This window comes from Streptomyces sp. NPDC003635 (assembly GCF_053587635.1).
The window spans coordinates 1-24246 of sequence record NZ_JBSFOK010000002.1 but is presented as its reverse complement, the minus strand read 5'-3'; the positions used below and the strand labels follow the sequence as shown (position 1 = coordinate 24246).

Sequence of the window (24246 nt, the reverse complement as noted above, 5' to 3'; positions counted from 1 at the left end):
CCCTGTACGACACAGGGCGCCGCAGACCGGAGAACCCGATGGACATAACTACCAAGCACACCCAGGCACCCCCTCCCCCACCGCAGCCGACCGTGGCCCAGCACAAGCGCAACGCGCGCGGCGCCACGCGTCCCGGCGACCGGGTCTTCCTCGGTCTCGCCCGTGGCTCCGGCATCTTCCTGCTGATGATCATGGCCGCCATCGCGGTCTTCCTCACGTGGCGGGCCGCCGTCGCCATCAGCAAGGACGAGGGCAACTTCCTCACGACCTTCGAATGGAACACCACGGGCACCGAGCCGGTCTTCGGCATCGCGGTCCTGGCGTACGGCACGATCATCTCGTCGATCATCGCCATGGTCATCGCCGTCCCGATCGCCGTCGCCATCGCGCTGTTCCTCACCCACTACGCCCCGCGCAGGCTGAGCGGTCCGATCGCCTACGTGATCGACCTGCTCGCCGCGGTGCCGTCCATCGTGTACGGCCTCTGGGGCGCCCTGATCCTCGTACCGCACATGGACGGCCTGTTCGGCTGGCTGAACGACTACTTCAGCTGGACCGGCATCTTCGACTGGGAGGGCGGCGCCCCCCGTTCGATGCTCACGGTCGGCATCCTGCTCGCGATCATGATCCTGCCGATCATCACCAACGTGAGCCGTGAGGTCTTCCGCCAGGTCCCGCAGATGCACGAAGAGGCCGCCCTGGCCCTCGGCGCCACGCGCTGGGAGGTCATCCGCATGGCGGTGATCCCCTTCGGCCGCTCCGGCGTGATCTCCGCCTCGATGCTCGGCCTCGGCCGCGCCCTCGGCGAGACCATGGCCGTCGCCACCGTGCTCTCCCCGGACTTCCTGATCCACGGCAGCCTGCTCAACCCGGGCGGCGGCACCTTCGCCCAGAACATCGCCAGCAAGTTCGGTGAGGCGAACGAGTTCGGCCGGGACGCGCTGATCGCCTCCGGCCTTGTCCTGTTCGTCATCACCCTGCTGGTCAACGGCGCGGCCCGGATGATCATCGCCCGCCGCAAGGAGTACTCGGGGGCCAACGCATGAGCAACACGACTCTCGTTCAGCACCCGAGCTCGCTCCAGGGCGCCCGACTGCCGAAGTGGTCCCCCTGGGCCATCGCCGGCGGCTCGCTCGCCGTCTCCGTCGGCCTCTGCCTGGCCACCGGCATCGAGAGCAAGATCCAGTGGGGCCTGATCGCCGCGCTGCTCTTCCTCGTCGGCACGTATGCCATCGCCGGCGCGGTCGAGGGCAAGCGCCAGGCCAAGGACCGCATCGCGACCTCGCTGGTCTGGGTCGCCTTCCTGCTCGCCGTGGTCCCGCTGTTCTCCCTGGTCTGGTCGACCGTCCAGCGCGGTATCAAGGTCCTCGACGTCTACTTCCTGACCCACTCGATGGGCGTGGTCGCGGACACCGAGCCCGGCGGCGGTATCTACCACGCCATCATCGGCACCCTCGAACAGGTCGGCATCGCCACCCTGATCGCCGCGCCGATCGGTGTCCTCACGGCGATCTACCTGGTCGAGTACGGCCGCGGCCACCTGGCCCGCGCCGTCACCTTCTTCGTCGACGTGATGACTGGTATCCCGTCGATCGTCGCCGGTCTGTTCATCCTCAGCCTCATGCTGAGCTTCGACATGAGCTTCTCCGGCTTCGCGGGCGCCCTCGCGCTGGCGATCCTGATGATGCCGGTCGTGGTCCGCTCCACGGAGGAGATGCTCAAGCTCGTCCCGAACGAGCTGCGTGAGGCATCCTTGGCCCTGGGTGTGCCGAAGTGGCGCACCATCCTGAAGGTGGTCCTGCCGACCGCGGTCGGCGGTATCACCACCGGTGTGATGCTGGCCGTGGCCCGTATCGCCGGTGAGACCGCGCCCGTCCTGCTGCTGGTGTTCGGTAACCCGTTCATCAACAACAACCCCTTCGAAGGGGCGCAGGCGTCGCTGCCGCTGTACATCTACCAGCAGTACGCGAACAGCGCGGGCTCGGAGGCGGCGTACGACCGCGCCTGGGCCGCTGCTCTCACGCTGATCATCATCGTGATGATCCTGAACCTCGCGGCCCGCGGCATCGCCCGCTGGAAGGCCCCGAAGACCGGTCGCTGACGCGGCCATACAGCGACCGAACTTCAAGAAGACTTTCCGAAAGAAGCAGTGATACCCCATGGCCAAGCGAATCGACGTAAGCGGCCTCAGCGCCTACTACGGCTCCTTCCGCGCCATCGAAGACATCTCGATGACGGTCGAGCCCCGCTCCGTGACCGCGTTCATCGGCCCCTCCGGCTGCGGCAAGTCCACCTTCCTGCGCACCCTGAACCGCATGCACGAGGTCACCCCCGGCGGCCGGGTCGAGGGCAAGGTCATGCTCGACGACGAGAACCTGTACGGCGCCGGGGTCGACCCGGTGACCGTGCGGCGCGAGGTCGGCATGGTCTTCCAGCGCCCGAACCCGTTCCCGACCATGTCGGTGTACGACAACGTCGCGGCCGGCCTGCGGCTGAACGGCTCCTACAAGAAGTCCCAGCTGGACGACATCGTCGAGAAGTCGCTCAAGGGCGCGAACCTCTGGAACGAGGTCAAGGACCGCCTGAACAAGCCGGGCTCCGGCCTCTCCGGTGGTCAGCAGCAGCGTCTGTGCATCGCGCGGGCGATCGCCGTGGAGCCCAAGGTGCTCCTGATGGACGAGCCCTGCTCGGCCCTGGACCCGATCTCGACCCTCGCCATCGAGGACCTGATCGGCGAGCTGAAGGAGCGCTTCACGATCGTCATCGTGACGCACAACATGCAGCAGGCGGCGCGTGTCTCCGACCGCACGGCGTTCTTCAACCTGGCGGCCGTCGGCCAGCCGGGCAAGCTGATCGAGATCGACGACACGGAGCGCATCTTCTCCAACCCGTCGGTCCAGGCCACCGAGGACTACATCTCCGGCCGCTTCGGCTGATCGGACCCCTCGCGGTGCTGCATGGCGGTGCCACCGCGAGGCACAGACGGGCCCGTCCCCCGGCTCCCGGGGGGCGGGCCCGTCGGCGTTCACCCACCGGCAACCGGGCCGCACCCGCCGACGCGGGCGAGTACCCCCACCCGAGCCCCGAGAGGCGCGTTACAGAAACGCCAGGTGCACGATCCCGAAGGCCGCCGCAGCCACCGTCGCGGCCGCAGGCATCGTGATGAACCACCCGAGCACGATGTTCTTGGCGACTCCCCACCGCACGGCGTTCAGCCGCTTCGTCGCCCCCACGCCCATGATCGCCGAAGTGATCACATGGGTCGTGGAAATCGGCGCCTTGAACAGAAACGCCGTGGTGAACATGATCGACGCCCCCGTGGTCTCCGCGGCGAACCCCTGAGGCGGATCCAGCTCAATGATCTTCCGCCCCAGCGTCCGCATGATCCGCCATCCACCGGCGTACGTCCCGAGCGACAGCATCACGGCGCACACGATCTTCACCCACACCGGAATCGGATCGCCGTAGTCCTCGACATCAGCGATGACCAGCGCCATCACCACGATGCCCATGGTCTTCTGCGCGTCCTGCAGACCATGCCCCAGAGCCATGCCGGCCGCGGACACCGTCTGCGCGATCCGAAAGCCGCGCTTGGCCTTGTGCGGATTGGACCGCCGGAAGATCCACATGATCGCCGTCATGACGAGGTACCCGACCAGCAGGCCCACGAGCGGCGAGATGAACATCGGGATGACGATCTTCTCCAGCACCCCGTCCCAGTACACGGTCGTCCCACCGGCGAGCGCCGCCCCCACCATGCCGCCGAACAGGGCGTGCGAGGAGGACGAGGGCAGGCCGAAGTACCAGGTGATCAGGTTCCACGTGATCGCACCGACGAGGGCCGCGAAGAGGATCCCCATCCCCTTCGAGCCCTCGGGCGTCTGGATCAGGCCCTCACTGACGGTCTTGGCGACACCCGACCCCAGGAAGGCGCCGCCGAGATTCATCACCGCCGCCATCAGCAGCGCGGCCCGAGGAGTGAGCGCCCGCGTGGAGACGGACGTGGCGATCGCGTTCGCCGAGTCGTGGAAGCCGTTGGTGTACGTGAAGAAGAGCGCGACCGCGATGGTCACGACCAGGGCGAAGGTCTCCATGGACGCGCTCAGGACTCCTTCACGGCGATCGTCTCCACCGTGTTCGCCACATGCTCGAACGCGTCGGCCGCTTCCTCCAGGACGTCCACGATCTGCTTGAGCTTGAGCACCTCGATGGCCTCGTACTTGCCGTTGAAGAGCATGGCGAGCAGCTTGCGGTGGATCTGGTCGGCCTGGTTCTCCAGCCGGTTGACCTCGATCCAGTACTCGGTGAGGTTGTCCATGGTCCGCAGGTTCGGCATGGCCTCCGCGGTGAGCTCGGCGGCCCGGGCCAGCACCTCGATCTGCTGCTCGACGCCCTTGGGCAGTTCCTCGACGTTGTAGAGGACGACCAGGTCGACGGCCTCCTCCATGAAGTCCATGATGTCGTCGAGGGACGACGCGAGGTTGTAGATGTCCTCGCGGTCGAAGGGCGTGATGAACGAGGAGTTCAGCTGGTGGAAGATCGCGTGCGTGGCATCGTCACCGGCGTGTTCCGCGGCCCGCATACGCTCTGCGATCTCGGCCCGGCCGGCGGTGTCCGCCCCGAGCAGTTCCATGAGGAGTTTCGAGCCCGTGACGATGTTGTCCGCGGATGCGGCGAACATGTCGTAGAAGCTCGTCTCCCTGGGGGTCAGACGAAAGCGCACGTGGGGTCCTCGGGGTCCTTCGGTTTCGGTCAGGCTGATGCTAGGCGCATCATCCGGCCACGGCTAATGGGCCGTCCCCCAGTGTCGCCCATCAGGCACAGTGATCAGCACGGGGGCGTACCAAGGGCCCTATACCCAGCAAAGTTCGGTACGATATACCCAGTAGGGGTATATGTCTGGAGGACGCGATGACGACGACCGAGGCCGGCGCCACGGCGCCCTCCGAGCGGGAGCTCGCACCCGAGCACGCCACGCACGGCTACCACAAACAGAAGGACGAGCACCTCAAGCGACTGCGCCGGATCGAGGGCCAGATCAGGGGCCTGCAGCGGATGGTCGACGAGGACGTGTACTGCATCGACATACTCACGCAGGTGTCGGCGTCGACGAAGGCACTGCAGTCCTTCGCGCTCCAGCTCCTGGAGGAGCACCTGCGCCACTGCGTCGCGGACGCGGCCCTCAAGGGCGGTGGCGAGATCGACGCCAAGGTGGAAGAGGCGACGAAGGCGATCGCACGTCTGCTGCGGACGTGAGGCCGAAAATGATCGGGTAGCTGTCGATCAGCGGGTGGAAGGGGCGTCGCCGCGACAGCGGTCGCGCTCCTCCGCCACCCGCAGCACCTCGTCGATGCTCTCCAGGCTGAGCCGCTCCTCGGCGGCCGAGGCCGCGATGATGAGCTCACCGCACAGTTCGATCTCGGCGAGGGCCACGTGGTCCTGAACTGCCGTACCGCCGACCGGAGCCACGCGCATCACCTCTTCTCTGCCGTTACCGACTTCCTAGAGTAGGGAGCGGCCTACACACCGCGCATGGCACGGACGGGCTAGTCCTTGACGACCGTCGCGGCTCCTCACTCCTCCGCGATCCGCCCGGCGTAGATGTCCTCGCGCTCCGGAAGGCGTACGTCGACGGGGACGCCGAAGTCGAACAGCAAGGTGGTGGAGGCCACGTCGACGGGCTGTTCCTGCTGACCATTGACGAAGCTGAACCGATGCCGGACCTTCCGGATCCGCCCTTCGTCGTCGAGATACACGTCGAAGGGCACCCGGGGTGAGGCGAACCCTTTCGCCGCCGCGTTGAGCGAGCCCCGAGACTTTCTGGAGGCCCGCTCGGCGGCGAGCCGCAGGTCGGCGACCCCGCGATAGTGCTCCACCGCCACCCCCGCGAGCCGCTCGGCCCCCACGTGATCGACGCTCCGCACCCCGAGGAGCAGTTGGGCCGCGGCGTACGGATCCGTGGCCCCACCGGTGACGAGATTCCCGTCCGACAGGGAAGCGGTCTCGACGCGCACCCACTTGTCGGCGGGCACGCCCGCGCCGCGGTTCTTCATGAACAGCGCGTCGGGCGCCAGGAGTTCGGTGATGGGCCGCTGCGCGGAGTCCCCGGCGGGATCCTGCGGCAGCAGCACCTTCAGCCGCCCGACCTGCTTCCGGTAGTCATAGACGCCCTCGCCTCGAATGGTGACGCGGGTCCCACCGGTGGCCATCTCCATGGACGTTCGGGCTTTGGAGGTACGGGCGTCGACGAGCGCGGCGGCGGCGCCGACGACGACCTCGACGTTCCGCTCGGCGTCCGCGCCCTTCTCGTCGTCAGTGACGGGCCCGCCGCACCCGCCCACGGTCACGACCCCCGCCGCGACGACGAGCGCCCCCGTCCGCCTGAACCGCCGCTCCGCCATCGCCTGCCTACCCCCAGCCGGTACGTCCGTTCTCGGGCCCCTCGTCGTCCCGCTTAACGACGGGTGGGTGCCGCCGTAACGCACCCACCCGCACTGAGAAACCCTTTACCTGCGCTCGGTACGGTTGCTTCCGTGGCCCACGACGAAGCCCCGCCCCCGCCCCGCCGCCCCGCCCACCGCACCGCCACGATCGAACAGGGCCCCTTCTGCACGGCGCAGTGCACCTGCGGCTGGAAGGGCCCGGCAAGGCGAGCCCGCAGCCAGGCAAGAAGAGACGCCGAGGCCCACACGACGAGATGATGCCTCGCATCCCCGGCACCCCCGGAACTGCCGGCCCGTCCGGCGTCTGAGGACGAGGCCCGTCCAGGGCCGATGGGGGTCTGGGGGCGCGGCCCCCCAGGGATGGGACGGGTAAGGGCGGCGGGGGCGAGGAAAGACCGGTGCTGCCGGCATGGAACCCTCACCCCCACCACCCCGTCTCGTTCCACGTAACCCACGGGAGGCGACATGGAACGGCGCACCTTCATAGCCGGCGGAGCAGCCGCACTCACGGCGACGACCACCGCCGCATGCACCGGAACCGGCACGGACACCGGCACCAACCCCCGCCGCGCGGCCCCCCACTCCACCTCCGTCCCGCCGATGCGCACCACCAGCGCCACCAGCCCCGCCACCTGGTCCGCCCTCGCCCGGGACCTGGACGGCCAACTCATCCGCCCGGGCGACACCACCTGGAACACCGCCCGCCAGCTCTACAACACCCGCTTCGACAATCTGAAGCCCGCCGCGGTCGTCTACGTAGCCCACACCGCCGACATCCGCACCGCCCTCGCCTACGCCCACGCCCACGACCTCCACGTGGCGATCCGCAACGGCGGCCACTCCTACGCGGGCTGGTCCTCCGGCAACGGCCGCCTGGTCATCGACGTCTCCAGACTCAACCGCATCCGCACCTCGGGCGGCACAGCGGTCATCGGCGCGGGCGCCAAACTCATCGACGTCTACCGCGCCCTCGCCGCCAAGGGCGTCACCATCCCGGCCGGCTCCTGCCCCACCGTCGGCGTCTCCGGCCTCACTCTCGGCGGCGGCCACGGCGTCGTGTCCAGGGCGTACGGCCTGACCTGCGACAGCCTCACCCGCGCCACCCTGATCACCGCCGACGGCAAGCAGCTCACCGCCGACGCCACCACGAACAAGGACCTCTTCTGGGCCCTGCGCGGCGCGGGCAACGGCAACTTCGGCGTCGTCACGGAGCTCCGGTTCAAGACCCACCCCGCGCCCCAGGCCGTCACCGCCTACCTGTCCTGGCCCTGGTCGAGGGCCGCCGCCGTACTGAAGGCCTGGCAGGAGTGGGGCCCCGCCCAGCCCGACGAGATCTGGTCGTCCTTCCACCTCGCGAACGCCGTCGGCGGCACCCCGACGGTCTCCGTCGCCGCCTTCTCCCTCGGCACCTACGGCGAACTCCAGAACGCCGTGGACCGCCTCGCCGACCGCATCGGCGCCTCCGCGACCAGCGTCTCGCTGCGCCGCCGCTCCTACGAGGAGTCGATGGAGCTCTACGCCGGCTGCTCCTCCTTCGCCACGGACGCCCAGTGCCACCTGCCCGGCGCCACCCCGGGCCGCTCCCCGCAGGGCGCCCTGCACCGCGAGACGTACGCCGCCAAGTCGGACTTCTTCGACCGCTCGATCTCCTCGGCGGGCGTGCAGACCCTGCTCACCCAGCTGAAGAACGTCCGCGGCGGCTCCGGCAGCGTCGCCCTCACCGCTCTCGGCGGAGCGGTCAACCGCGTCGACCCGACGGCGACGGCGTTCGTGCACCGCCGCTCCCGCATGCTGGCGCAGTACATCGCCGCCTGGCGGGCCGGCACGAGCGGCACGGCGGCCCAGTCCTGGCTGACCGGCGCCCACGACGCGATGAGGCCGTACGCGTCGGGCGCGGCCTACCAGAACTACACGGACCCGACCCTGCGGAACTGGCGGAAGGCGTACTACGGGGACGCGGCCCCCAGGCTGACCCGGCTGAAGAAGCAGTACGACCCGAAGGGGTTCTTCACCTACCCCCAGGCCGTCTGATGGGCGTCAGGCCGCCAGATCCCGCTCCGCGGCCCCGGCGTTCTCCTGCCGCGCCCCCGGAACGACCGCGCCCTGACCGTCGTACGACGACACCTTCCGCGACCGGACGATCCACCCGGCCCGCGGCGAGCGCTCGACCGCCTTCGTCACCGGCGTCAGCAGCGCCGAGGCGACGGGCGAGAGCAGGAGGGTTACCGCCGTGCCGAGCGCGAACCCGCCGATGACGTCGGTGGGGTAGTGCACGCCCATGTACACCCGGCAGAAGCCCTCCAGCAGGGCGAGCCCTATGCCGACGAGGCCGAACTTCCGGTTGGCGACGAACAGCCCGACCGCCATGGCCATGGTGATCGTCGCGTGGTCGCTGACGAAGGAGAAGTCGGTCTTCCCGGTGACCAGGACCTCCAGGCCCTGGTGGTCGAGGAAGGGGCGGGGGCGCTCGACGAAGCCCCGTATCGGCACGTTCACCAGCACCGCGATCGCGGCGGCGAGCGGCGCCCACACCAGCGCGGCCACGGACGAGGCCGCGTCCTCGCCGCCCCGGCGACGCAGCGACCCCCAGCACCACAGCACGAGCAGCACCATGGCGATCAGCAGGCCGTATTCGCCGACGTACTCCATGACCCGGTCGAACCAGTGCGGCGCGTCCTTGGCCAGGCCATTGATGTCGTAAAGCAGCTCGACGTCGGGGTTCGACCCGGATGCGGCGAGTCCAGCCATGATGCTGCGGCCCCTTCGTCGTCTCTCCCGGCACGCCTGTGCGCGCGCCGCTGTGCCACCCCCGTGGTTGTAGATCCGCGCTCGGCTACGTCAACAGGAACGCACGGTCCCCCTTGATACGTTCCACCCTCCACTGAATGATCACGCAGACGTTATCGAAGAGAGATACATCGCCGCAGCTCAGGGGGTGGGTTCACGCTCCGTCTACACCTCGGTGGGGAGCGCTTTCGCGCCATCCTCGGTGACCCGGGTGGCACCGAAGTAGTCCGGGGTGTCGATCGGGTCGAACCGGATCACAGCACCTGTTCTCGGGGCGTCGATCATGTACCCACCACCGACATAAATCCCCACATGCCGGATGGCCCGGGAGTTGGTGAGGTCGTCCGAGAAGAAGACCAGATCCCCGGGGAGCAGCTCGTCCCTGGCCGGATGCGGACCCGCGTTGTACTGATCGTTGGCCACGCGCGGCAGCGAGATCCCGACACTCTCGTACGCGGCCTTCGTCAGCCCGGAACAGTCGAACCGCCCGCCGTCCTCGGCGGTGCCGTCCCCGCCCCAGAGGTAGAGCGTGCCGAGCTTCTCCTGCGCGTAGGCGATGGCCGCGGCGGCCTGCTTCGAGGGATCGACCCGGCCGACGGGCGCCGCGAAGCTCTCCTCCAGCGTCGTGATGGTCTTCACGTAGTTCCGCGTCTCGCTGTAGGGCGGCACGCCCCCGTACTTGATGACCGCGTACGCCCCGGCGTTGTAGGCGGCGAGCATGTTCTTCGTCGCGTCGCCGGGCACGTCCTTGACGTAGGAGGCGAGCTCGCAGTCGTACGACGCCGCCGAGGGGATCGCGTCCTGCGGGTCCCAGACGTCCCGGTCGCCGTCGCCGTCGCCGTCGATGCCGTGGGTGGCCCAGGTGCCAGGGATGAACTGCGCTATCCCCTGCGCCGCGGCCGGGCTCTGGGCCTTGGGGTTGAAGCCGCTCTCCTGGTAGAGCTGGGCGGCGAGCAGCGCCGGGTTGATCGCGGGGCAGAGGTTGCCCCACTTCTGCACCAGCGTCTGGTAGGCGGCCGGAACGGCGCCCTTGGCCAGCGCCTTGGCCCCGCCGCCGACGCCGTTGGCGAGGTTCCCGGCGACCACGTACACCCCGACGACGAGCAGCATCACGAAGCTGAGCCCCGCCGCGACAGCGGCACCCGCCACGATCCATGCCTTACGCACCGTCAACCGCCCCTCGCCCACCGGGAGTCCGCCCGCGCCAGTCTAGGAGCTTCCCACGTGGAATCCGGCGCAACCAGGGCTGTTGTGACGTCGGCTCAGAAAGGCGGCGAGAAGGCGGCCTTCACGAGGCGGCCTCAGAAGGTGGTCGTCATACCGCCGTCCACCGCGATCGTCTGTCCGGTGATGAAGGAGGCCGCGTCGCTCGCCAGGAAGACCACGATCCCGGCGATCTCCTCGGGGCGGCCCCAGCGGCCGAGGGCGGTACGGGTGCGCAGCCAGCGCGCCCACTCGGGGTCGTCGGCCAGGCCCGAATCGACCTCGGTGGCGAAGGTGCCGGGGGCCACCGAGTTGACCGTGGTGCCGCTCGGGCCCAGGTCGGCGGCTAGGGCGCGGGTGAGGCCGTCCAGACCGGCCTTGGCGGTGGCGTAGGCGACGTCCCCGGTACGGCCGAGCTGGCCGAGCACGGAGGAGACGTTGATGATGCGGCCCGGGACACCGCGCTCGGCGAGCCCCTGGGCGACCGCCTGGCTCAGGGCGTACGCCGAGGCGAGGTGGACGTCGAGGAGGTGGGCGAGCTCCTCGGGCGTCATCTCGTCCAGACCGCCCCGGTCCCGCCGGCCGACGTTGTTGACCAGGACGTCGACGACGCCGAGCCCGGTCACCGCGGCCCGTGCCGCCGCCCGGTCGGTGACGTCGAAGGCCGCGCCCTCGACATCCAGTCCGGTCAGGCGCAGCCCGGCGACCACCCGGCCCAGGGCGGCCTCGTCGCGCCCGTTCAGAATCACCCGGGCGCCGGCCCGCGCCAGCCCACGCGCCATCTCCAGGCCGAGCCCGCGCACCGAGCCGGTGACCAGGGCGGTGCGACCGGCGAGCCCGAAGCCCACGCCGCCTGCCATCCGAGCCGCCCTCCTCGCCGATACGCCCGTTTCAGCACCGTAGCCCACGACGTCCCGGTACAGCGCGCACCCCATTACCTCTCAGGTCATCGACCCTGGTCGGCCCCGCTGACACGATCGAGCGAGTAAAGGAGCAAGGCCGCAAGGACCCGCCCGCCCCACGACCGGAAGGCCCCCGCCATGACCGCGTACGCCATAGCTCACCTGCGCGAGATCACCCCGCACGCGGAGATCGCCGACTACATCGAGCGGATCACCGCCACCTTCGAGCCGTACGGCGGCCGGTTCCTCGTCCACGGCGCCGAGCACGAGACGCTGGAGGGCGGCTGGCCCGGAGCGGTCGTGATGATCGGGTTCCCGGGGATCGAGGAGGCGCGGGCCTGGTGGGACTCGCCCGCCTACCAGGAGATCGCCCCGCTGCGCTCCCGGCACATCGTGGGCGACATCATCCTCGTCCCGGGCGTCCCCGAGGGCTACGACCCGGCCACCACGGCGAAGGCGCTCCGGGACTCGCTCTAGGCGCTCAGCCCCGTCTCGCTCTAGGCGCTCAGCCCCGTCTCGCCGCTCCTGGCCCCGGATATGAGCTCCTGACGGATGAACCACTCCGTGCCGAGGATCCGCTCCCGCGCCTGCGCCGTCAGTCCGGCCAGCAGCCCCGGCCCGGCCCCCCGCTCCACCTCGCTGCGATGGGCGAGCACGGCGGCCCACTTCCGCTCCAGCCAGGGGCGCGCGTCGACGGTGGCCGTGATCCACTCGTCCGGCACGGAGTGCATCCCCTTGCCCACCGCCGCGAACTCCTCCAGCGCCCGCACCGCCGAGTGCGGGTGGGTGGCCAGATACAGCGCGCGGGGCTGCCAGGGCGCACCCGCGTCCGGGTAGAGCCGCTCAAGTCCCGCCGCCTGTGCGGCCAGTACGGTCAGGCGGTGGGTGTGGACATGGTCCTCATGGCCCGACAGTCCGCCGTACGCGTCGTGCGTGACCACGATCTCTGGGCGGAACCGCCTCATGTGCGCGACGAGTCGGCCGACCGCCTCGTCCAGCGGCGCGTCGCACAGCCGGGGCCTGCCGGGGGCGGACTCCGGCACCCGGGAGTCGGCGTAGCCGAGCATCCGGGGCTTCTCGGTGGTGCCGAGTATCCGCACCGCCTCGGCGAGTTCGGCGCCCCGCCGGGTGTCCTCGGCCCAGGTGGCCGTCACCACCGCCGTACGACCGCCCTCGGCGGCATTGCGCGCCAGCGCTCCCCCGGAGAACAGGGACTCGTCGTCCGGGTGGGCGAACACGGCCAGCAGACTCGGCATCGAACGACCACCTCCGCGGGACTCAGGCCACCTGAACCTCCAACGGACAGCGCACCCCGGTGAGTTCCTCCGACACCGTCCACAGTCGCCGGGCCGTCGCCGGATCGCTCGCCGCCCGGGACCGGCTCACCAGCGTCGGCCCGCCCCGCCACTCGCCCCAGCCGTCGGGGCCGACGTAGCTCGCACCGGGCAGGTCCTGGGTGGCGGCGTACAGGGTCGGCAGGGCGCCCGCCCGGTCGCTCTGCGCCAGGAACCTGTTGGAGAACCGCATCCCCACCCGGTCCAGCGGGCTCGCCGCGTGGCTCTGGAGGTTGGTGGCCGAGTACCCGGGGTGGGCCGCGAGCGCGCGCACCCGGGAGCCGGACTCCGCCAGCCGGCGCTGGAGTTCCAGCGTGAAGAGCAGGTTCGCCACCTTGGACTGGGCGTAGGCGCGCCGGGGGTGGTAGTCGGCGTCCATGTTCAGGTCGTCGAAGTGGATCGTGCCGCCCCGCCAGCGGTGGGCGGAGGAGGCGACGGTGACGACGCGGTCCGTGACGTAGGGCAGGAGCAGGTTCGTCAGGACGAAGTGGCCCAGGTGGTTGGTGCCGAACTGCATCTCGAAGCCGTCCTGGGTCCGCCGCTTCGGGAGCATCATCACGCCCGCGTTGTTGATCAGCAGGTGCAGCGGGTCGTCCCACCCTGCCGCGAACTCCCGCACGGAGGCGAGGTCGGCCAGATCGAGGCGGCGCACCTCGGTGCTGCCGTCGACGGTCGCGGCGGCGGCCCGGCCGCGCTCGGCGTCCCGCACCGCGAAGACGACATGCGCGCCCGCTCCCGCCAGCGCCCGGGCGGCGGTGAGGCCGATGCCGCTGTTGGCCCCGGTGACGACGGCCGTACGCCCGTGGAGATCGGGCAGGTCGGTCACGTTCCACTTCTGCGTCTCGGTCATGCCACCGAATGTAGGCGACGCCAACAATGCTGTCAATGACAACAATGATGGCGACGCCAACAATGATGACGCCGACAACATCCAGTTACCATGTGCGCATGCCCGAGAGCCGCCCCTACCACCACGGAGACCTGCGCTCCACCCTGCTGGCCGGTGCCGAGCGCACCCTGCGGTCGAAGGGCGTCGCGGCGCTCTCCCTGCGCGAGCTGGCCCGCGAGGCCGGCGTCAGCCATGCCGCGCCCGGCCGCCACTTCAAGGACAAGCAGGCCCTGCTCAACGCCCTGGCCCTCGCCGGCTACGACCGTCTGAAGCAGGCCCTCAAGGCCGCCGACACCCCGGATCTCCCGCTCGAACCCCGGCTCACCGCCCTGGCCCGGGCATATCTCCGCTTCGCCCTCGACAACGGCGAGCTGCTGGAGCTGATGTACGCCCGCAAGCACGACCCCGACTCCTACGACCAGATGGCGAGTGCGATCGACGGCACGATCGGCGCGCTGTCCCGGGTCATCGCCGACGCCCAGCGACGCGGCGAGATCATCGAGGCCGAGCCGGAACACCTCACGCTCGTCACCGGCGCGAGCCTGCACGGCCTCGCCGCCTTCGCGGCGGGCGGCATGCTCACGCCCGAGGCGGCCCTGGACGGCATCGAGGAGCTGGTCCACCACCTCCTGTACGGCCTCAAGCCCCGGCGCACGTAGCCTTCACCCGGGGAACATCTCCCCGAGCCGTCACCCGACCGGCCGTCAGAAACGGTACGAGCAGGGCGAGTAGTGACAAGAGGGACTAACGACGGAACCACACGACAGGTTCCGCTCCGGCCTCATTGCCCGGCGTGACCGGCCGTGATACACAGAGTGACCAGACAAGCATTCGTACGAAACCCGCCAACCAATGACGCCAAGTCGACATACGACAGCGAAATTGTCGGCGACAATGAGGCCTGACCTCTGCGCGACGCCAGAGGAAGTGGAACTACCCAACAGGGGCGGTGACTTACATGCTCTTTGCGGCCGACGAGGGAGACATCAACACCATCATCGGGGGGATCGCTCCGGACTGGGGCCCCTTCGGCAGCCTGGGCAACGAGGCCAAGGTGATGATCGAGGTCGTGATGGCGGTAGCCATCCTGCTCTGCCTCGGAATCGCCATCTGGGGCGCCGCCAAGCAGCGCATCGGCGCGACCGCGCTGCGCGACACCTTCAGCGCGGAGCAGGGCAAGGGCCTCATCATCGCGGGCCTGACCGGCGTCTTCATCATCGGATCACTCGGCACGCTGTTCACGATCGTGTACGGCATGGCCGTGTAGCCGACGCGCACCCCTCCCCTTCCGTCCCCTCCCACCCGCCCGTCGTGCCCACCGGCTGAGGTTGCGTCTCCCTGATGTCGAGTCACCACACCGCGCCCGCGCGGGAACCAGCACGACTACCGTCGTACTCCAGCGGCCTCTACGGCTTCGGGTACCACGGTGAGGGGGCGTACGCGGTATGAGTCTCGGAGACGAGCGGGAGCCTTCCGGCGGTTACGGAGGCACGGGCCAGACCCGCACCCGGCTGCCCGAGGGCGGCGGCGACATGTACGGAGGCGCACGGCGGGGCCCCCGCTCGTCGTCCCGGAGCCTGGTCACGGTGGTCGGCGTGGTCGTCCTCCTCATCGCGGCAATCGCCTTCGCGAACCGTGGAGGAGACGATTCCTCATCCGAGGACACGGCCGGCGACAAGCCGCAGGCTGCCCCCACGGCGGCAAGTGGTGAGCGGCCGGTGGGGTCGGGGTTCGAGCGGGACGAGCAGGGGGTGCAGAGCGCTGCCGCGAACTATGCGGTGACCCTGGTCTCGGCCGACATGCTCAAGCCTGCCCGCCGCACCGAGATCGTGCAGCAGGTCTTCGTCGCGGACAAACAGGCGGAACTCGAGGCCAAGTTCAACGAGGCCTACTCCAAGGACTTCCTCGGCAATCTCGGCCTCGACGAGAACGGCAACGCGACGGGCGGCAACACCTACGTCTCCCGGACCGTGCCGATCGGCACCAAGGTCACGAACTACTCGGACACCGCGGCGACCGTCGAGGTCTGGTGCACCGGAGTGTTCGGCACCGCCGGGGAGGGCTCCACCGACCCGGTCAGCAGCGACTGGTTCACCATGACCCTCCAACTGCGCTGGGCGGACGACTGGAAGGTCGACAGCTTCGCCCAGAAGGACGGGCCCGCCCCCGTCCCCGGGGACAACAAGGCGTCCAGCGCCGACGAGATGGCCAAGGCCGTCGAGGAGTACGGAGGCTTCACGTATGCCCGGTAGCCCGCGCCGCGTGCTGAAGGTCGCCGCCGCCCTCACCGCCGTACAGACATCCGTCGTGCTGCTGGCAACACGCGCCGTCGCCGCACCCACGCCCTCTCCGACCCCGTCGCAGGACAACTGTGACCTCATCGTCGGCCCAGCCAAGGACTACTGCGAAAACGACAACAGCGGCAGCGGATCCGGCGGCACCACCACCCTCGACCCCACCTCCACCCTCGACCCCCTCTCCTCCCTGGCAAGGGGCTGTGCCGACGCCGCCGCATGGACCGTCGACAAGCTCAGCGAGGCCGTGAAGGACACCGCGAACGTCGACTTCACGAACCCGAAGTTCCTTCAGCAGTACGCCGTCGTGTTCGCCGCCTCCACCATCCTCACCCTCATCCTGTGGCTGCTGGCGGTAGCCAAGCGAGCCGTGAGAGGCGTCCCGCTCACCACCGCCCTGAGCGAAGCGATCGGCTTCCTCTGGCTCACCGTGCTCGCGTCGGCGTTCACCCCGCTGATCCTCTACACGGTCGTATCCGCCACCGACGGCATCTCCGAGGTGCTCGCGAAGACGACGGGCGACCAGACCGACACCTTCTTCGGCACCTTCTCCGGCGCGTTGGAGAAGGGCGAGGACATCGGCGGCGGACCGATCATGCTGATCGTCGTCTCACTCGTCAGCATCCTCGCCGCCGGAGTCCTCTGGTTGGAGCTCGTCATCCGCGCCGCCCTGCTCTACGTCGGCGCCCTGCTCGGCACCGTCGTCTACGCGGGCCTGGTCGACAAGAACCTGTGGGGACACGTCCGCCGCTGGGCGGGCATCATGATCGCCGTCATCCTGGTGAAGCCGGTCATCGTCATCGTCCTCGGGCTCGCCGGAGCACTCTCCGCCGACGACGGCCCCGACGCCTTCTCCGCCGTGGTCTCCGGCCTCGCCATCATCCTGCTCGCCATCTTCGCCAGCGCGATGATCTACCGCTTCGTCCCCGGCTTCGGTGACGAGATCGCCGGCTCCCGCAACAACCGCATCATGCAGGGCGCCGAGAGCAAGGCCGCCGCCGTCATCAGTTCCCCCGCGACCCTGGTCGCCCAGGGCATCAAGACCCACAGCGCCCGCGCCGACAACAACGGCGGCCAGAGCGCCGGCGGCCCCCGCCCCGCCAACCAGGCGGCCGGCGGAGTCGCCGCGCACAGTTCCCGCACCGCGAACGGAGGCGGCGGATCTGTCCCCTCCGCCGCACCCGTGCCCCGGTCCGGCAGCCCGGTGAACACGCCCCACGCCAGCAACACTCGCAACAGCAGTACCAACCGCACGGGAGGTGAAGGGCGTTGACGACCGAGTCCCACGTGTCCCATCCGGTCACGCCCCGCCGTACATATCTGATCGGCCGCGCCCGGCCGAACGCGATCGTCGGCCGGAATCGTGAGACCGGCGAGATCGCCCTGATCATCGCGGGCGCGTTCCTCGGCATGATGTGCGGGCTCCTCGTCCCCGTCCTCTCCCTGCGCATCGTGCTGCTCATGGGCTTCCCCATGGTGGCGCTCGCCGCGGTCTACGTGCCGTACAAGCGCCGGACGTTCTACAAGTGGTTCGAGATCAACCGCAGCTTCAAGCGCACCCTGCGGTCCGGCACCGTCTACCGCTCCGCGGCGATGGAGGCCGGCACCCGGATCGACGGCCGCGAGGTCGAGGTCGGACCGCCGCCCGGCATCGGCCGGATCACCTGGCTCGCCGCCCCCTTCGGGCCGGACGAGATCGCCGTACTGCTGCACGCGGACCGCAGGACCGTCACCGCCGCCATCGAGATCGAGGGCCCCGGCGTCGGCCTGCGTGACTCCGAGGACCAGGAAGCCCTCGTCGACCGCTTCGGCACGCTCCTCAAGCACGTGGCCAACGGCGACGGCTTCGTCACCCGGCTCCAGATGCTCGCCCGGACCCTCCCCGCCGACCCCGACGCCCACGCCAAGGACGTCGCCGTACGCGGGGACGAGAAGGCGCTGCCCTGGCTGCAGCAGTCGTACGACCAGTTGCAGTCGATGGTGTCGACCAGCAGTGAGCAGCACCGCGCCTATCTGGTCGCCTGTATGCACTACACGCGCGAGTTGGCCGCCGAGGCGCACGCCATGGCACGGGCCGCGCGGCCGCAGCACGGGCGGAAGGTCGACAAGGACGCCGGTCTCGCCGTCGTCATGGCCCGTGAGCTGACCGACATCTGCTCGCGGCTGCAGGAAGCCGACATCCGGGTACGGCAGCCGCTCGGTCAGGGGCGGCTGGCGAGCCTCATCCACTCCATGTACGACCCGGACCACCCGATCGACCACATCCAGGCGATGACGAAGCGCAACGCCTGGCCGGCCGAGCTGGACGCCATGGAGCCCACCTACCTCCAGGCCAAGACCCGCGAGTCCTCCACCCGCGCCCCCTGGTGCCACGCCACGGCCTGGGTCAAGGAGTGGCCGATGACTCCCGTGGGCGTCAACTTCCTGGCGCCCCTCCTCGTCCACACCCCGGACGTCATCCGCACGGTCGCCGTCACGATGGACCTCGAACCCACCGAGATCGCCATCGAGCGCATGCTGACCGAGAAGACGAACGACGAGGCCGAGGCCTCCCGCGCCGCCAAGATGAACCGAACCGTCGACCCCCGCGACATCGCCGCCCACAACCGCCTCGACCAGCGCGGAGAGGATCTCGCCAGCGGCGCGGCCGGCGTGAACCTCGTCGGCTGGATCACCGTCTCCTCCCGCTCCCCGGAGTCCCTGGCCCGCGACAAGCGAACCATCCGGGCGTCGGCCGGAAAGTCGTACCTGAAGCTGGAGTGGTGCGACCGCGAGCACCATCGCGCCTTCGTGAACACGCTCCCGTTCGCCACCGGCATTCGAAGGTAGGGCCGCATGCGGGATCCGATGTCCATCCTCACCGACGCCTTCACCTCGTTCCTCTTCGGCAAGGTGGAGACCACCCGCCTGCCCGTCCGCACCTCCACCGGCCAGGCCCAGGCGGTCTATCTCCCCACGGCCGCGCCGGGCCTCGGCGACTCGGGCGTGATCATCGGCCGCGAGGTGTACTCCGGCAAGGGCTACATCTACGACCCCTTCCAGCTGTACGGCCAGCAACTGCCCGCTCCGCACTGGCTGGTGCTCGGCGAGTCCGGCAACGGCAAGTCGGCGCTGGAGAAGACGTACGTCCTCAGGCAGCTGCGGTTCCGCGACCGGCAGGTCGTCGTGCTGGACGCACAGGGCGAGGACGGCGTCGGTGAGTGGAACCTCATCGCGCAGGAGCTGGGGATAACTCCTATCCGGCTCGACCCGATGGCGGCCCTGGACCACGGGATCCGGCTCAACCCGCTCGACCCCTCGATCACGACGACGGGTCAGCTCGCGCTGCTCCGCACCATCATCGAGGTCGCCATGGGCCACGGCCTCGACGAGCGCTCCGGCTTCGCACTGAAGGTCGCGCACGCCTACGTCAACGAGACCATCGTCGAACGGCAGCCCGTCCTGACCGACATCGTCGAGCAGCTACGGCATCCGGAGCCGGAGTCCGCGGAGGCGATGAACGTCGACATAGACGATGTCCGGGCCTGGGGACTCGACGTCGCCCTGGTGCTGGACCGGTTGGTCGACGGTGACCTGCGGGGCATGTTCGACGGCCCGACGACGGTCGGCATCGACCTCGACGCGCCGCTGATCGTCTTCGACCTGTCCCACATCGACCGCAACTCCATCGCCATGCCGATCCTGATGGCGATCGTCGGCGTGTGGCTGGAGCACACCTGGATCCGCCCCGACCGGAAGAAGCGCATCTTCCTGGTCGAGGAGGCCTGGCACATCATCAACAGCCCCTTCGTCGCCCAGCTCTTCCAGCGCCTGCTGAAGTTCGGCCGGCGCCTGGGTCTGTCCTTCGTCGCCGTCGTCCACCACCTGTCCGACGTCGTGGACGGGGCGGCGGCGAAGGAGGCGGCGGCGATCCTGAAGATGGCCTCGACCAGGACGATCTACGCCCAGAAGGCGGACGAGGCGAGGGCGACCGGCCGGGTGCTCGGACTGCCGCGCTGGGCCGTGGAGATCATTCCGACGCTCACGCCCGGCATCGCCGTCTGGGACGTCAACGGCAATGTCCAGGTGGTCAAACACCTGGTCACCGAGACCGAACGGCCGCTGGTCTTCACCGACCGCGCGATGACCGAGTCCTCCGACGACCACCTGAGCGACGACGCCCTGCGCGCCGCCGAGCTGGAGGCCGAGGAGCGGGCGGCGGCCTTCGTGGAACAACACCTCGGCGACTCCGAGTCGACGGTGGCGTAAGGGGGCGGCTCAGTGCGTGCGGACGACCGGCGGCAGGAGACCTCTGGCGGCATCCCGGACGGGCTGCTGGTCGGCATACTCGCCTTCCTGCTCGGCCTGACCCTGATGGTCTGGACGGCCACGGGACTCGCGGGCGTGTTCTCCCACGGCACCTGGCCGTCGGGCGTCACCTTCGCGCGTACACCCCTGGCGATGCGGCATCTGTTCGGCGCCCCGCACGACATCGCGGGAGCCTGGCCGGAGACACCCGCGGCTCAGCTGTCGGGGTACGGGCTGTTCTGGGGGCTGTTCATCGGGCAGCTGATGGTGCTGATCGTGCTCACCGTGTTCGTGATGGGGACCCTGGCACGGTGGCGGGCGGTCCGGGCACGGCGCCGGGAGGTACCCGCGGCGGAGCCGATCGTGGCTGCGGCGCCCGAACCGGTCACGCACGAGGTGCCGACACCCAGGGCCCCGGAACCGGTGCCCGTACATGCCCCGGTGACTCCCGTCCCCACCGCCGACCCCCTCGCCACCTGGGAACCCACCCGCCCCACCGTGCTCTACGGCGCCCAGGACACCCGGCACGCCACCGCGACCCAGGCCGTGCGCGACGCCGACGGCCCCGCCCTCGTCGTCACCTCCAACCCGGCCGTCTGGCAGGACACCAAGGACGCCCGCGCCAAGCTGGGCCCGGTCCACCTCTACGACCCCACCCACCGCTGCGACACCCCGTCCCGCCTCCACTGGTCCCCGACCACGGGTTGCGAGGACCGGCAGACGGCGGCGGCCAGAGCGGCGGCCCTGCTGGCCCCCGTCCGCCCCACCGCGAAGATCGACCAGGCCGTCGCCGACGTAGCCGAAACGCTCCTGCGCAGCGCCCTGCACGCCGCCGCGATAGACGGCCGCACGATCCGACACGTCCACCGCTGGTCCCAGGGCACCCAGCTCCAGGACGCGGTCCGCATCCTCCGTACCAGTCCCAAGGCGGCCCCCGGCGCCGCGGGCGAGCTGGAGGCCGCGCTCACGGCCCACCCCGAAAGACGGGACATGGCGCAGCAGTTGACGACGCGGGCGCTGTCGGCCCTGTTCACGGTGAACATCCGCGAGGCCTGCACTCCCAACCGAACTGATGCGCTCGCCTTGGATTCCTTCGTCAACGAAGGGGGCACGCTTTATCTGGTGGGCGAGTCCATCGAGGATCCCCGCACGAACCCGGGCGCGATGCCCCTTCTCACCGCCCTGGCCTCAAGCGTGGTCGAGCGCGGCCGGCGCATGGCCGAACGGTCATCCTCCGGTCGCCTCGACCCACCACTCACCCTCGTCCTGGACGACGTGGCGGCCGTGGCCCCGCTTCCCCAGCTCCCGGAACTGCTCACCGGCGGAGCGGACCGCGGCCTGCCGACCCTGGCCCTGCTGCGATCCCGGGAACAGGCCCGGTCCCGCTGGCCGCACGACGAACTACCGGTCTGAGTCCCTGTTCTTGACGTACTCGTGCTCCAGCGACCCTGGCTGGCTCTCCAGCGGCACCGTCACCCCGCTCGGCACGAAGCCCATCCGCCGATAGAAGGCCTGCGCCCGCCCGTTGTCCTCGTGCACGATGAGCCGCACCCGCTCGAGCCCCTGCCGCCAGGACCACTGAAGCGCCTCGTCGAACATCAGCTCCGTCAGCCCGCACCCGCGATGCTCGGGCCGCATGAACACGCCCACGACATGCCCCTGCCGCCGCTCGACCGGAAACCCGGCCCAGTCGGTCGTGCCCGCCTCCTCCACGAGCACCGTCAGCGTCCCCACCCAGCTCCCGTCCGGCCCCTCGGCGACCACCTGCTGAGCCCCGAGAGCGCCCTCGGCGGCTCCCTGCGCCCGTTCCTTCCAGTACGAGTCCGGCCTGGCCACCGCGTCCTCGTACGTCTCCAGAAAGGCGATCGGCGCTGCGGGATCCCGCAGCGCGGCCAGCCGCAGCTCCCGCACGGCCGGCCACTCATCGGACCGCACGGACCGGACGACGTACCGCTCCCCATTGCTCACGCTCATGGCCGCCACCGTAATACCCAGGTACTACGACCCTCATCCGATATCCGGCCTCCGCCCGACGCCCCCGGGCTCGCTCACCCGGAGGATCGGAGCATGCGGACCGCAGCGAGTCGACGGGACGCCCCCGTGGGGGCCGAACCCCTCACCCAGTACGTCCAGCGTGTCCTCACCCGGGCTCGCGCCTTCGACCGACGTCATCCACGGGTGTGGGACCTGCCCCTCACCGGCGCCGCCGTCATCGCCGCGGTGGTCGACTACACCAGCGGCGGCTGGACGTACATCGCCGAGAACGACACCCTCCCGGGCTGGCTGATCCTCGGCCTCTCCCTCGGCTTCTCGGTCCCCCTCCTGTGGCGGCGTACCCACCCCGTGCCGGTCCTGCTGTCCATGGTCCCGGTGGCCCTCGTCAACTCGGCCACGGGCGCCCTGCTCCAGGCCTCGCTCCTGCTCCTCGTCGCCCTGTTCAACGCGGCCCTACGCGTCCGCATGGGCACCCTGCTGTGGCTCTACGGCCTGCTCCTGACCCCGTCTGTGGTGGCCGCGGCCCGCTACCCGGCAGAGCAGGGCTGGGACCAGACTCTCGTTCCGGCGGCCATGAGCCTCGCCCTGGCGGCGATGTCCGGCATCGTGGTCCGCGCCCGCCAGGACCACCTGGCCTCCCTGGTGGAACGCGCCCGCCGCCTGGAGGTGGAACGCGACCAGCAGGCCCGCCTGGCCACGGCCGCCGAACGCGCCCGTATCGCCCGCGAGATGCACGACATCATCGGCCACAACCTCTCCGTCATCACGGGCTTGGCGGACGGCGGCCGCTACGCGGCGGCGAAGTCCCCCGAGCGAGCCTCCCAGGCCCTGAACGCCATAGCCACCACCAGCCGCCAGGCCCTCACCGAACTCCGCCGCCTGCTGGACGTACTGGCCGACGACGAGCCGCCCCGACCAGACCTCACCCCCCAGCCGACGCTCACCGACCTGACCGCACTGATCGAGGGCGTACGCGAGGCAGGCCTCCCCGTCCACACCACCGTCAAGGGCACCCCCACCAGCACCCCCGGCCGCCAGCTCACCATCTACCGGGTAATCCAGGAAGCCCTCACCAACACCCTCAAACACGCGGGCCCACAGGCCACTTCACACATCGAGATCTCCTACGGCGAAGGCGGCGCCGTCTCCGCCACGGTGACCGACACCGGCCGCGGAGCCACCCTCAACGGCACCGAAGGCCGGGGCCTCCCGGGCATGCGCGAGCGAACGGCCCTGTACGACGGCACACTTGAAGCCGGCCCAGACCCCCAAGGGGGTTGGCGCGTCCATCTCGAACTACCGGAGGAATCCACCCCGTGACGACGGTCCTCATCGCCGACGACCAGCCACTGCAGCGCTTCGGCTTCCGGATGCTGCTGGAGAGCCAGGACGACCTGACGGTGGTGGCAGAGGCGGTGAACGGACTGGAGGCGGTCCGGCTGACCGCCCGCTACAACCCCGATGTGGTTCTGATGGACGTCCGCATGCCCGGCCTCGACGGCATCGAGGCCACCCGCCGCGTCATCGCCTCCGGCGACCGCACCCGAGTGCTGATCCTGACCACGTTCGACCTCGACGAGTACGCCTACGCGGGCCTGCGCGCCGGCGCTTCCGGCTTCCTCGTGAAGGACGCCCAGCCGGAAGAACTCCTCGTCGGCGTCCGAGCGGTGGCGACAGGCGACGCGGTGGTGGCCCCCAGCCTCACCCGACGGCTCCTCGACGCCTACGCCCACCACTTGCCGACGGGCACACCCTCCGACGACGACCTCTCAGAGCCGGAGGACCCCAGACTCGCTCCCCTCACGGAACGGGAACGCGAGATCCTCACGGTCGTCGGAATGGGCTGGACGAACACGGAGATAGCCGATCGTCTGCACCTGGCGGAGTCGACGGTGAAAACCCATGTGGGCCGGGTCCTGGCGAAGACGGGTTCCAGGGACAGAATCCAGGCGGTGATCCTGGCGTACGACACCAAGCTGGTGAAGCCGGCCTGAAACGCAGAAAACCCCCGTGCCGAATGGCACGGGGGTTTTCTCTAAAATTTGTTCGGCGGCGTCCTACTCTCCCACAGGGTCCCCCCTGCAGTACCATCGGCGCTGTAAGGCTTAGCTT

The 24246-nt window shown here is 69.8% G+C and carries 25 protein-coding genes and 1 rRNA gene; 15 read left to right on the top strand and 11 right to left on the bottom strand.

The features are described 5' to 3' along the window. Positions 1-38: 38 nt before the first annotated feature. From pstC to pstB, 3 genes are read left to right on the top strand one after another with little or no spacing between them, the layout of a single operon-like run. Positions 39-1046, top strand: a complete 1008-nt coding sequence (gene pstC / locus ACWDRW_RS02075) for a phosphate ABC transporter permease subunit PstC (protein WP_451718739.1) — start codon at positions 39-41, stop codon at positions 1044-1046. Beyond that, positions 1043-2101: a phosphate ABC transporter permease PstA gene (pstA, locus tag ACWDRW_RS02070; RefSeq protein WP_451718736.1), complete on the top strand. Its 1059-nt coding sequence runs from the start codon at positions 1043-1045 to the stop codon at positions 2099-2101. The genes pstC and pstA overlap by 4 nt, the downstream gene beginning before the upstream one ends. A 58-nt stretch (positions 2102-2159) precedes the next feature. After that, positions 2160-2936, top strand: a complete 777-nt coding sequence (gene pstB / locus ACWDRW_RS02065) for a phosphate ABC transporter ATP-binding protein PstB (RefSeq protein WP_451718733.1) — start codon at positions 2160-2162, stop codon at positions 2934-2936. A 159-nt stretch (positions 2937-3095) separates the two neighbouring features. Here the strand turns inward: pstB and ACWDRW_RS02060 are convergent, their stop codons facing one another. Then, the gene (locus ACWDRW_RS02060; protein WP_451718731.1) at positions 3096-4094 is read right to left on the bottom strand and encodes an anion permease; all 999 of its coding nucleotides are present in this window, start codon (positions 4092-4094) and stop codon (positions 3096-3098) included. A gap of 8 nt (positions 4095-4102) precedes the next feature. Further along, the gene (locus tag ACWDRW_RS02055) at positions 4103-4723 is read right to left on the bottom strand and encodes a DUF47 domain-containing protein (RefSeq protein WP_030043659.1); all 621 of its coding nucleotides are present in this window, start codon (positions 4721-4723) and stop codon (positions 4103-4105) included. A 188-nt stretch (positions 4724-4911) separates the two neighbouring features. Here ACWDRW_RS02055 and ACWDRW_RS02050 point away from each other — a divergent pair, with 188 nt between their 5' ends. Further along, positions 4912-5256 (top strand): metal-sensitive transcriptional regulator, encoded by a 345-nt coding sequence (locus tag ACWDRW_RS02050; RefSeq protein WP_451718728.1) that lies wholly within the window; start codon positions 4912-4914, stop codon positions 5254-5256. Positions 5257-5283: 27 nt separating this feature from the next. On the opposite strand, the gene ACWDRW_RS02045 is transcribed toward ACWDRW_RS02050, so the two are convergent. Both ACWDRW_RS02045 and ACWDRW_RS02040 read right to left on the bottom strand, forming a co-directional pair. Continuing rightward, entirely contained in the window at positions 5284-5475 is a 192-nt protein-coding gene (locus tag ACWDRW_RS02045; RefSeq protein WP_451718725.1) for a hypothetical protein, read from the bottom strand. A gap of 98 nt (positions 5476-5573) precedes the next feature. Then, positions 5574-6401, bottom strand: coding sequence for a hypothetical protein (locus tag ACWDRW_RS02040; protein ID WP_451718722.1), 828 nt, complete (start codon positions 6399-6401; stop codon positions 5574-5576). A 507-nt stretch (positions 6402-6908) separates the two neighbouring features. Between ACWDRW_RS02040 and ACWDRW_RS02035 the strand changes: the two genes are divergently transcribed. Continuing rightward, positions 6909-8474, top strand: coding sequence for an FAD-binding oxidoreductase (locus tag ACWDRW_RS02035; RefSeq protein ID WP_451718719.1), 1566 nt, complete (start codon positions 6909-6911; stop codon positions 8472-8474). 6 nt (positions 8475-8480) lie between these two features. Here ACWDRW_RS02035 and ACWDRW_RS02030 read toward each other — a convergent pair whose 3' ends face one another. The 3 genes from ACWDRW_RS02030 to ACWDRW_RS02020 all read right to left on the bottom strand — a co-directional run bounded on the left by ACWDRW_RS02030 (position 8481) and on the right by ACWDRW_RS02020 (position 11293). After that, the gene (locus ACWDRW_RS02030; protein ID WP_451718716.1) at positions 8481-9191 is read right to left on the bottom strand and encodes a phosphatase PAP2 family protein; all 711 of its coding nucleotides are present in this window, start codon (positions 9189-9191) and stop codon (positions 8481-8483) included. Positions 9192-9395: 204 nt separating this feature from the next. Continuing rightward, entirely contained in the window at positions 9396-10418 is a 1023-nt protein-coding gene (locus ACWDRW_RS02025) for a C40 family peptidase (RefSeq protein ID WP_451718713.1), read from the bottom strand. 113 nt (positions 10419-10531) lie between these two features. Further along, the gene (locus ACWDRW_RS02020; protein WP_451718711.1) at positions 10532-11293 is read right to left on the bottom strand and encodes an SDR family oxidoreductase; all 762 of its coding nucleotides are present in this window, start codon (positions 11291-11293) and stop codon (positions 10532-10534) included. 180 nt (positions 11294-11473) lie between these two features. Between ACWDRW_RS02020 and ACWDRW_RS02015 the strand changes: the two genes are divergently transcribed. Continuing rightward, complete coding sequence (locus ACWDRW_RS02015; RefSeq protein ID WP_451718708.1) at positions 11474-11812, top strand: DUF1330 domain-containing protein; 339 nt, start codon at positions 11474-11476, stop codon at positions 11810-11812. Positions 11813-11832: 20 nt separating this feature from the next. Here ACWDRW_RS02015 and ACWDRW_RS02010 read toward each other — a convergent pair whose 3' ends face one another. Both ACWDRW_RS02010 and ACWDRW_RS02005 read right to left on the bottom strand, forming a co-directional pair. Continuing rightward, positions 11833-12591 (bottom strand): PIG-L deacetylase family protein, encoded by a 759-nt coding sequence (locus tag ACWDRW_RS02010; protein ID WP_451718705.1) that lies wholly within the window; start codon positions 12589-12591, stop codon positions 11833-11835. Positions 12592-12613: 22 nt separating this feature from the next. Then, a complete protein-coding gene (locus ACWDRW_RS02005) occupies positions 12614-13519 on the bottom strand; it encodes an oxidoreductase (protein WP_451718702.1) in 906 nt (301 codons plus the stop codon). A gap of 98 nt (positions 13520-13617) precedes the next feature. On the opposite strand from ACWDRW_RS02005, the gene ACWDRW_RS02000 reads away from it, so the two are divergent. From ACWDRW_RS02000 to ACWDRW_RS01970, 7 genes are all read left to right on the top strand, one after another. Further along, positions 13618-14217, top strand: coding sequence for a TetR/AcrR family transcriptional regulator (locus ACWDRW_RS02000; RefSeq protein WP_451718701.1), 600 nt, complete (start codon positions 13618-13620; stop codon positions 14215-14217). A 299-nt stretch (positions 14218-14516) separates the two neighbouring features. Then, complete coding sequence (locus tag ACWDRW_RS01995; protein ID WP_019526682.1) at positions 14517-14825, top strand: hypothetical protein; 309 nt, start codon at positions 14517-14519, stop codon at positions 14823-14825. Positions 14826-15003: 178 nt separating this feature from the next. After that, complete coding sequence (locus tag ACWDRW_RS01990) at positions 15004-15810, top strand: hypothetical protein (protein ID WP_451718699.1); 807 nt, start codon at positions 15004-15006, stop codon at positions 15808-15810. Further along, on the top strand, positions 15800-17125 hold the full coding sequence (locus tag ACWDRW_RS01985; RefSeq protein WP_451718697.1) for a hypothetical protein: 1326 nt from the start codon (positions 15800-15802) through the stop codon (positions 17123-17125). The genes ACWDRW_RS01990 and ACWDRW_RS01985 overlap by 11 nt, the downstream gene beginning before the upstream one ends. After that, entirely contained in the window at positions 17122-18681 is a 1560-nt protein-coding gene (locus ACWDRW_RS01980) for an SCO6880 family protein (RefSeq protein ID WP_451718695.1), read from the top strand. The genes ACWDRW_RS01985 and ACWDRW_RS01980 overlap by 4 nt, the downstream gene beginning before the upstream one ends. Before the next feature lie 6 nt (positions 18682-18687). After that, positions 18688-20100: an ATP-binding protein gene (locus ACWDRW_RS01975; RefSeq protein ID WP_451718692.1), complete on the top strand. Its 1413-nt coding sequence runs from the start codon at positions 18688-18690 to the stop codon at positions 20098-20100. Between the two features lie 12 nt (positions 20101-20112). After that, entirely contained in the window at positions 20113-21552 is a 1440-nt protein-coding gene (locus ACWDRW_RS01970) for a type IV secretory system conjugative DNA transfer family protein (protein WP_451718690.1), read from the top strand. Here ACWDRW_RS01970 and ACWDRW_RS01965 read toward each other — a convergent pair. Next, positions 21541-22113, bottom strand: a complete 573-nt coding sequence (locus tag ACWDRW_RS01965; protein ID WP_451718688.1) for a GNAT family N-acetyltransferase — start codon at positions 22111-22113, stop codon at positions 21541-21543. The two genes, ACWDRW_RS01970 and ACWDRW_RS01965, sit on opposite strands and share 12 nt — an antisense overlap. Positions 22114-22206: 93 nt before the next feature. Here ACWDRW_RS01965 and ACWDRW_RS01960 point away from each other — a divergent pair, with 93 nt between their 5' ends. Continuing rightward, positions 22207-23454: a sensor histidine kinase gene (locus ACWDRW_RS01960; protein WP_451718685.1), complete on the top strand. Its 1248-nt coding sequence runs from the start codon at positions 22207-22209 to the stop codon at positions 23452-23454. Continuing rightward, positions 23451-24128: a response regulator gene (locus ACWDRW_RS01955; RefSeq protein WP_451718682.1), complete on the top strand. Its 678-nt coding sequence runs from the start codon at positions 23451-23453 to the stop codon at positions 24126-24128. The genes ACWDRW_RS01960 and ACWDRW_RS01955 overlap by 4 nt, the downstream gene beginning before the upstream one ends. A 50-nt stretch (positions 24129-24178) precedes the next feature. Here ACWDRW_RS01955 and rrf read toward each other — a convergent pair. Then, a 5S ribosomal RNA gene (rrf, locus tag ACWDRW_RS01950) occupies positions 24179-24246 on the bottom strand; the annotation flags it as partial.